Source organism: Actinomyces sp. Z5, from assembly GCF_003287795.1.
Taxonomy (GTDB): Bacteria; Actinomycetota; Actinomycetes; order Actinomycetales; family Actinomycetaceae; genus Actinomyces; species Actinomyces glycerinitolerans.
On record NZ_QMIN01000077.1, the window covers coordinates 62,680 to 70,074 of the forward strand.

Below are 7,395 nucleotides of genomic sequence, written 5' to 3' on the forward strand. Positions count from 1 at the left end.
GGGCGATGCGGGCGGCCTCACGCTCGTAGGACAGGCGGATCTCCGCCTCCGCCTCCTCACGGCCGACCCAGTGGGCGCCCTCCACGCTCTTGCCGGGCTCCAGGTCCTTGTAGACCTCGAAGAAGTGCTGGATCTCCAGGCGGTGGAACTCGGAGACGTCCTCAATGTCGGTGCGCCAGGAGGCGCGCTGGTCGCCCGCGGGCACGCACAGGACCTTGTCGTCTCCGCCCTTCTCGTCGCGCATGCGGAACATGCCCAGCGCCCGGCAGCGGATCAGGCAGCCCGGGAAGGTGGGCTCCTCCAGCAGCACGAGCGCGTCCAAGGGGTCCCCGTCCTCACCCAGCGTGTCCTCGATGAAGCCGTAGTCGTCCGGGTAGCGGGTCGCGGTGAACAGCATCCGGTCCAGCCGGATGCGCCCGTTGGTGTGGTCGACCTCGTACTTGTTGCGGTTCCCCTTCGGGATCTCGATCGTCACGTCGAATTCCACGACTGCCTCCGTATCTCGCGTTGTGAGCAGGTGTCGGCGGCTCGGTGCCGAGAGGGGCCGCCCTTTGGCACTAGTGTGGACTATGACGGCGCTTCCGGTGGGAAAAGCCATGCCGCCCGCCTCGCGTGCGGCCGCCGCTTCCCGGCGCGATTGCGCCCGTACGTCACCGCACATGCCGCCCGACGCGTTGCCGGAAACGTCCGCTCGCAGTAACCGCCCGACCCCCGGAGGAGCCGTGCACAAGGCCCAGATCGCCGCCCTGACCGCAGCCACCCTCGTCGTCGTCGGCGCCTACTACAGCCTGGCCGACGCCCTCGACCTGGTGCCCGGCGCGCTGACCGCCTCACCCGCCGACTACGCGGTCCAACCCTTCCCGACACCCGCTGCCGCCGCGCAGGACCCCGAGGCCGCCACCGCCCTGGCCGACGACGCGCCGGTGCCCGCGGCCGGCGAGTTGGCCGCCCTGGCGAACACCCTCGCCGCCGACGAGCGCATAGGGGACGCCGCCGCCGGCGTGTCCATCGTGGATGTGGCCAGCGGCGAGGAGCTGGTCGACCTGGGTGCCGGCACCGCCCTGACCCCCGCCTCCTCCAACAAGGTGCTGGTGGCCTGGGCCGCCCTCTCCCTGCTCGGCGCCGACCACACCGTGGACACCACCGCCGTCCTGGACGGCAGCACCGTCACCCTGGTGGGCGGCGGGGACGTGCTGCTGGCCGAGGACGACGGCGACCCCGACGCCACCATCGGCCGCGCCGGCCTGGGCGACCTCGCCCGGGACGCTGCCGCACAGCTGCAGGAACAGGGCGTCACCAGCGTCACCGTGGCCCTGGACGACACCCTGTTCACCGGTCCGACCTGGAATGACGCCTGGGCGGACGGCAACGAGGCCTGGGTGGCGCCGATCCAGCCGCTCATGGTGGACGTCACCGCCTACCCCTCCGGTGGTTATCCCGCCGATCCGGCGCTCGACGCCGCCCAGACCTTCGCCGACCACCTGCGCGAGGCCGGCATCACCGTCACCGGCACGGTCACCCGGGCGGCGGCCGCCGACGGCGCCACCGAGCTGGCCCGGGTCACCTCCGCCCCGCTGGCCGACATCCTGTCCGTCTCCCTGAAGGAGTCCGACAACACCATGACCGAGGTCGAGGGGCGACTGGTCGCGCTCGCCGCCGGTGAGGAGGCCAGCTTCGACGGCGCTACCCGGGCCGTGCTCGCCCGGCTGCGGGACGACGGCTTCGACATCAGCGGCGTGACCCTGCACGACTCGTGCGGGCTGGCGCTGGGGGACAAGGTCCCCGCCCGGCTGCTGGCCCAGATCATCACCCGCGCCTCCGCCGACGACGCCGGCACCACCGGACGCAGCCTGATGGCCGCCCTGCCGGTGGGCGGCCTGGACGGCACACTGGACGACCGCTTCATCGGCATTGTCGGCGCCGGCACCGTGCGCGCCAAGACCGGCTCCCTGGACACGGCCGCCTCCCTGACCGGCACCGTGGTCACCAAGGACGGGCGGCTGCTGGCCTTCAGCGTGATCGTGGACGGCTTTGAGGCCGGCGGGCTGTACTCCGCCCGCCTGGCCATCGACGACGACCTGGTCTCCCCACTGGCCGACTGCGGCTGCGGGGGCTGAACGATGGGCGGCATGAACCGGGGCGGCGCAGGCTCGGTGGAGCGCAGCGCCGCCGCCGGCGTCGACTGGGACCGGGCCCTGCGCCTGGCGCGCGCGGGCACGCCGGCCGGGCCTCACCTGCCCGGGGCGGTCCGCCGCGGTGCGGTCGCCCTGCTGCGGCGTAGCGCCGACGACGCCCTCCCCTGGGCGGCGCAGCTCACCGGGCTGACGGCGCCGGCCCGGGTGGCCGCCGACACCACCGAGGTGCTGGTGGTGGACCGGATCGGATTGCAGCGGGCCAACGCCGCCTTCCTGCGCGCCCTCATGGAACGGGTGCCCGACCCGTCAGAGGCGCGCCCCGGACCGTCCGAGGCCGTCGGCCGCGCCGTGGTCTCCCCGGCCGTCGCCGGCCTGCTCGGGCTGATCTCCACCCGCGTGCTCGGCCAGGTGCTGCCCGCCGACGCCGGGGAGCGGGGCGCCCGCATACTGCTGGTGGCCCCCAACGTCGTGGAATTGCAGCGACTCCGGGACCTGGACCGGATCGACCTGTCGGCCTGGGTGGCGCTGCACGAGGCCACCCACGTGCTGCAGCTCGCCGCCGCCCCCTGGCTGACCGCGCACCTGACCACACAGGTGGAGCAGGTGGCCACCGCCCTCATGCGCCCACCCACACCCGGCGAGCCGACCGGACTGGTCCGCCTGGCCCGGGCCGTGCGTGCGGGGGCGACGGCGCACCGGGGCGCTCCCGGGGACGCGGGTACACCATCCCCGCTGCTGACCGACCGCCTGGGCGCGGCCGAGCGCGAGCAGCTGGCGGCCATCACCGCCACCATGGCGCTGCTGGAGGGGCACGCCGAGGCGGTTCTCGACGCCGTCGAGCCCAGCCGCATGCCCTCGGTCTACCGGCTGCGCGCCGTGCTGGGGCACGCCCGCGACGGCGTTGCGGGCACGCTGCTGGAGCGGCTGCTGGGCGTGGAGGCCAAGCAGACGCAGTACGTGGACGGCGCGGCCTTCGTGCGCGGCGTCGTCGGCCGGGTGGGGCACACGGGGCTGAACGCGGTGTGGCGGGAGCCGGCGAACCTGCCCCGCCCCGAGGAGATCGGCCGGCCGGAGGCGTGGATCGAGCGCATGGGCCTGTAGCGCGGGCACGGGTGCCGCAGCGGCGTGCGGGAGCCGCCGTCGTCGGGACATACCGGACAACCGGGGCCGACGGCCCGGGTCGGAGCGCCGCGGGTATGAAAGGATCCGGGCGGGGCCGGAGCGCGCGCCCTCCCCGACGTCGCCCCAGCCGCCCAGTGCTTGCCGGACACTCACCGCTAAACAGGAGGCTCATTCATGGACGCCGCGGACATGGGACAGGACCTGCAGCAGGTACTCATCACCGAGGAGGAGATCAACCAGCGGCTGGACGAGATGGCCGCCCAGATCGACGCCGACTACGCCGGCCGCGACCTGCTGCTCGTGGGCGTGCTCAAGGGCGCCGTCTACGTGATGGCGGACCTGTCCCGGCGGCTGCACCGCTCGGTGCCGATGGACTGGATGGCGGTGTCCTCCTACGGGTCGGGCACCAAGTCCAGCGGGGTGGTGCGCATCCTGAAGGACCTGGACGCGGACGTGACCGGTCGGCATGTGCTGGTGGTGGAGGACATCATCGACTCCGGCCTGACCCTGTCCTGGCTGCTGGGGAACCTGTCGAGCCGCGGCGCCGCCAGCGTGGAGATCGCCACCCTGCTGCGCAAGCCGGAGGCCGCGAAGGTGGAGGTGGACGTGAAGTACGTCGGCTTCGACATCCCCACCGAGTTCGTGGTCGGTTACGGGCTGGACTATGCGGAGCGCTACCGCAACCTGCCCTTCATCGGCACTCTGCACCCCGAGGTCTACGGGGGCTGATTGCACCGCGCCGAGGCGGACGCGGTTCAGGGATTGGCGATGACGTCGAGCGTGCCCATGCCGTAGGCGGCGTGGGAGCCGACGTTGGTGAAGCGCGCCAGCGACATCAGCCGGGAGAAGACGCGGGTGGTGGCGGCGCCGACGACGCCGCTGATGCGCAGTGAACCCTCCGTGGCGAGGATGGAGCGGCGCGTCAGGCGGCCGCGCCGGTCGGCGCTGGGCATTCCCAGGTTTACGCGCACGGGCTCGGTGCGGTCCTGCATGGTGAGTACCTCCAGGTCGTCCCGGTGGAGCCGAGGTGGTTCGGTCTGTGGGGACCAGGCGTGCCAGCGGGCGTGCAGGCTCGTGGCGAGCTGCTCCGGTGTGACCCCGGGGACGTGACGCCCCCGGGAGGTGAACACGGTGGGGCTCAGCAGCGTGACGTCCCAGGTGGTGGAGGCGTCGTCTTCGGCCAGTTCCTCCCAGGAGACGCGTTCCAGGATCTGCGCCTCGGTGACGACGACGAGCGCCGTGCCTTCCAGGCTGCCGTCGCCGAGGGGGAGGACGCCGCCCCAGGCGAGCCAGCCGTCGAGGTTGTCCAGCAGGCGGTCGTCGAGCAGGCGCAGCTCCGCGCCGATCATGCCGGGTTGTTCGGTCATCTGGCCGACGCTGTAGGGCTTGGGGCCGTGCAGATTGTGTGGGGGCCTGGCCGCGAGGGAGGGGAGCAGGGCGGCGCGTTCGGGGGAGATGCCCTCGGGGAGCTCGAGTACCCTGCCCCAGGCGGCGTGCAGGCGGCGCGGGGTCAGGGCGAGCGCGTCGGGGGCATCGAACTGGAGGAAGACGGTGCTGGGCATGGGCGTCTGCCTCTCCTCGGATCGGTGCGTACGTGACGGCGCTGTGTGCTGCGGCGGTACGACCAGGTGTTCCGCAACGGGAACATCTTGGCACCGATTGCGCCGGTGCGGGGCGGTGTTGGAAGGGGCGGTGTCTGAGTAGAAGGTGCAATTGCGTGGGGCGGATATTGGTTGGCGGCTGGTATTTGTCACCCGGAGTTTGAGGGAGTCTCGGGTGGGGTAGGTGCGCTGGGGTGGGTTCGGTGACGGTTGCTGGTGTGGCGTGTGGTGCGGTTGGGATGTGTGGGGTTGGTGTGGTGCTCGCCAGATGGTCACAATTCGGTCTACGGTACAAAGATTGGTGCATTTTGACCCCGACTTTTCTGCATGACTTCGTTGAAAGTTGGTGGCTGGAGGGGGTTGGAGGGGTGTCGGTGGCGCTTGGCGTGTTTTCAACGAAAGGTGGTAGTTTTGGCCTGGTGCCAGTCGGTCTCGTGGGGTGCTTGCGGGGTCGGTGGCGATCTCGCCTCTGGAAGTGGCGGTATGACGCGGTTTCCAGGGGTAGGGGTCAGGAAGCACCTCGCACCTTAAGGTGCATTAAGACCGACAGCGACTCGCCACAGGCGACGATGATGACTGCGGTCAGGAAGCACCTCGCACCTTAAGGTGCATTAAGACAGGTCCTTCCGGCGCGAGTCTCATAGCAGAGGAAGGTCAGGAAGCACCTCGCACCTTAAGGTGCATTAAGACCTGAGCGTCGATGGCGCTCCGGGCCGCCAGGCGCTCGTCAGGAAGCACCTCGCACCTTAAGGTGCATTAAGACGCCCCGGAAAGAAATTCGAACCCCTCAGGCATAGGGTCAGGAAGCACCTCGCACCTTAAGGTGCATTAAGACTGTGCGACCGCCGCGTGCCGTGTCCGCCTCAAGCTGGTCAGGAAGCACCTCGCACCTTAAGGTGCATTAAGACCCCAATTCAAGTCCAACCCGTACGTCGGAATGTCGTGTCAGGAAGCACCTCGCACCTTAAGGTGCATTAAGACTGGTAGTCGACCGCGACCAGGTCGCCGGTGTGCATAGTCAGGAAGCACCTCGCACCTTAAGGTGCATTACGACGTAGCGCCGTCGCTCCGCGTCTCTGCGTTCAACACACGTCAGGAAGCACCTCGCACCTTAAGGTGCATTAAGACAGCCAGTCGATGGGGGTGATGCCGAGCCCGTACCCGTCAGGAAGCACCTCGCACCTTAAGGTGCATTAAGACTCACCATGCAGAAGATGCTGAGGATGTTCATCAGCGTCAGGAAGCACCTCGCACCTTAAGGTGCATTAAGACCGTTCTTATCGGTCTTGGTGCGCATGGTTGGTGTCAGGAAGCACCTCGCACCTTAAGGTGCATTAAGACGGTGAGCAGCGCTGATGAGGTCATGGAGCAGGTCCTGTCAGGAAGCACCTCGCACCTCAAGGTGCATTAAGACGGCTTCGGCGGCATCATCTGCTGAGCATTTCCTGGCTCTTCGTGCGTGGGGCGTGGAGGGTTGCGTGTCGCAGGGTGAGGAACCCGGTGAGCCGTGGCGGTTCATTGCGCCGGAATTGACTGCCGCTATCCCCGGGACCGGAAGCGGGGGCTGTCTACTACGCCACTTCGGGGTTAACAACGCCGGTTAACGTTCTGCTGAAGGGCTCCGAGGTATACAGCAGAGCGTTAAGTAGCGTTGTTAACGTCCAACCGGCGTAGCAGACTGTCTCGGCCTGGCGCGCCAGGAGACTGCGCCTAGAGGCTTGACCGGGTACGTCCACCCGCGTAACAGTCGCAGCCCGAACCGCCGCACCCACAAGCACTACGAGCCGCTCGGACGCTCCGTCCCTGCCGCATGCCGCTCAGTGCGCTACCAACTCGAGCAGAGCACAGGCCTCCCGATAGGCGGCGTCCTGCTTGGTAATCCGGGTCTGACCAGCAGGGTTCCACTGAACGCCGTCGAAGATGGCCCAGCACTCGAAGGGACCGAGCTTCGACATGTACCGAACGCCGCCGTACGCCGGTTCGCCGGACGCCGATGAGGCGAGATACGCCCAACGCGCCAGGCAGGCGAGTCCGCTCGACCGATCCGGTACAGCGGTCCCGTCGGCTTGCATAGCATGGTCATCTACGAAGCCACTACGCCTGGAAGGAGCGAGCGGCGGCGAAGACCTCCTTGAAGCGGTCCTCCGACAGCGCCTCCGCGGGGGAGTCGTTCCCGAGCTCGGGGTTCGAGCCCATAAACCACGCGCGTACGGTGTGTGGTGAGTCCGTGGCCGCCAATTCCAGGTAGATGCGGAACGCTTCCCGCATGCGTCGTTCGTTGGCTTCCCGGGGGTTCGCGGACGTGCCCTTCGTCCAGCGGATGATGGTCTCTGGTGCGACTCCGACGATCAGTGACACCAGGCCGGTGCCGAGGTTGTCGACGAGCGTGTTGGTTACTGTGCGCCAATCCGTCATCGTTGTGCGACGGTGCGCCGTACGTGCTTGGATCAGTGCCGAAGTAGTCATAAAGTCAATGATATGTCGCGCGGATGTCGGCGACAAGACCTGCGGCGCCCGACCGGACATTCGGTCGGGCG

At 68.9% G+C, this 7,395-nt stretch carries 7 protein-coding genes and 1 CRISPR repeat array; of the genes, 3 read left to right on the forward strand and 4 right to left on the reverse strand.

Annotation, left to right across the window (positions count from 1 at the left end):
- Positions 1 to 487, reverse strand: a 487-nt coding sequence (locus DRB06_RS11270) for an inorganic diphosphatase (protein ID WP_146750874.1), incomplete at its 3' end; no start/stop codon positions are given.
- A 235-nt stretch (positions 488 to 722) separates the two neighbouring features.
- On the opposite strand from DRB06_RS11270, the gene dacB reads away from it, so the two are divergent.
- From dacB to hpt, 3 genes are all read left to right on the forward strand, one after another.
- Positions 723 to 2,117 (forward strand): D-alanyl-D-alanine carboxypeptidase/D-alanyl-D-alanine-endopeptidase, encoded by a 1,395-nt coding sequence (gene dacB, locus DRB06_RS11275; protein ID WP_111819991.1) that lies wholly within the window; start codon positions 723 to 725, stop codon positions 2,115 to 2,117.
- A 12-nt stretch (positions 2,118 to 2,129) separates the two neighbouring features.
- The gene (locus tag DRB06_RS11280) at positions 2,130 to 3,236 is read left to right on the forward strand and encodes a zinc-dependent metalloprotease (protein WP_111819992.1); all 1,107 of its coding nucleotides are present in this window, start codon (positions 2,130 to 2,132) and stop codon (positions 3,234 to 3,236) included.
- Between the two features lie 195 nt (positions 3,237 to 3,431).
- The gene (hpt, locus tag DRB06_RS11285) at positions 3,432 to 3,986 is read left to right on the forward strand and encodes a hypoxanthine phosphoribosyltransferase (protein WP_108965788.1); all 555 of its coding nucleotides are present in this window, start codon (positions 3,432 to 3,434) and stop codon (positions 3,984 to 3,986) included.
- Between the two features lie 26 nt (positions 3,987 to 4,012).
- On the opposite strand, the gene cas6 is transcribed toward hpt, so the two are convergent.
- From cas6 to DRB06_RS11300, 3 genes are all read right to left on the reverse strand, one after another.
- Positions 4,013 to 4,819: a CRISPR system precrRNA processing endoribonuclease RAMP protein Cas6 gene (cas6, locus tag DRB06_RS11290; RefSeq protein WP_111819993.1), complete on the reverse strand. Its 807-nt coding sequence runs from the start codon at positions 4,817 to 4,819 to the stop codon at positions 4,013 to 4,015.
- Between the two features lie 546 nt (positions 4,820 to 5,365).
- Positions 5,366 to 6,272: direct repeats of the CRISPR family, unit length 37 nt; unit sequence GTCAGGAAGCACCTCGCACCTTAAGGTGCATTAAGAC.
- Between the two features lie 403 nt (positions 6,273 to 6,675).
- Positions 6,676 to 6,813: a hypothetical protein gene (locus tag DRB06_RS16230; RefSeq protein ID WP_181575263.1), complete on the reverse strand. Its 138-nt coding sequence runs from the start codon at positions 6,811 to 6,813 to the stop codon at positions 6,676 to 6,678.
- A gap of 139 nt (positions 6,814 to 6,952) precedes the next feature.
- Positions 6,953 to 7,324, reverse strand: coding sequence for a hypothetical protein (locus DRB06_RS11300; RefSeq protein WP_073330155.1), 372 nt, complete (start codon positions 7,322 to 7,324; stop codon positions 6,953 to 6,955).
- Positions 7,325 to 7,395: the final 71 nt, after the last annotated feature.